This window comes from Streptomyces flavofungini (genome assembly GCF_041028215.1).
Lineage (GTDB): Bacteria > Actinomycetota > Actinomycetes > Streptomycetales > Streptomycetaceae > Streptomyces > Streptomyces flavofungini_B.
The window spans coordinates 1-691 of record NZ_JASKYR010001387.1 but is presented as its reverse complement, the minus strand read 5'-3'; the positions used below and the strand labels follow the sequence as shown (position 1 = coordinate 691).

Genomic DNA, 691 nt, shown 5'->3' with positions numbered 1-691 from the left:
ACCCTGATCCGTACGGCCACCATGTGGCACCTGTCGACGACGGTGACCGGCACCCTCGCCTCCCCCGACACCTCCGCGCTCGAACTGGCCTGCGTGCTGCACCCCACCCCCGCGGTCTGCGGCACCCCGACGGCCACGGCACGCGACGTCATCCGCGACACGGAGCCGTTCGACCGCGGCTTCTTCACCGGCGTGCTCGGCTGGGGCGACGCGGGCGGCGACGGCGAGTGGGTCGTGACGATCCGCTGCGCCGAGGCGGAGGAGCGCTCCCTGCGGCTCTACGCGGGCGCGGGCGTCGTCGCCGCCTCGGACCCGGCGGCGGAGACCGCCGAGACGGGCGCGAAGTTCCGTACGTTCCTGAACGCGGTGGGGGCGGAGCTGTGAACCCCGTGCCCACGGCGGACGCGCCCCTGTGGCCGTCGGAGTTCGCCGAGCGCTACCGGGCCGCGGGCTGGTGGCGCGGCGAGACGTTCGGCGGCATGCTCCGGGCCCGCGCGGCGGAACACCCGGACCGTCTCGCGATCGTCGACCCGGCGGCGGGCCACCGCTGGACGTACGCGGAACTGGACCGCCGCGCCGACCGCCTGGCGGCGGGCCTGCTGGCCCGAGGCATCGTCAAGGGCGACAAGGTCGTCGTCCAGCTCCCCAACACGGCGGAGTTCTTCTCCACCGTCTTCGCCCTGTTCCGCAT

Annotated in this window: 2 protein-coding genes; both read left to right on the top strand. The window is 74.7% G+C overall.

What is annotated here, in order from left to right:
- On the top strand, window positions 1-384 hold a 384-nt coding region (locus AB8Z36_RS41225), incomplete at its 5' end, for a chorismate-binding protein (RefSeq protein ID WP_369218459.1).
- 5 nt (window positions 385-389) lie between these two features.
- On the top strand, window positions 390-691 hold a 302-nt coding region (locus tag AB8Z36_RS41220; RefSeq protein ID WP_369218458.1), incomplete at its 3' end, for an AMP-binding protein.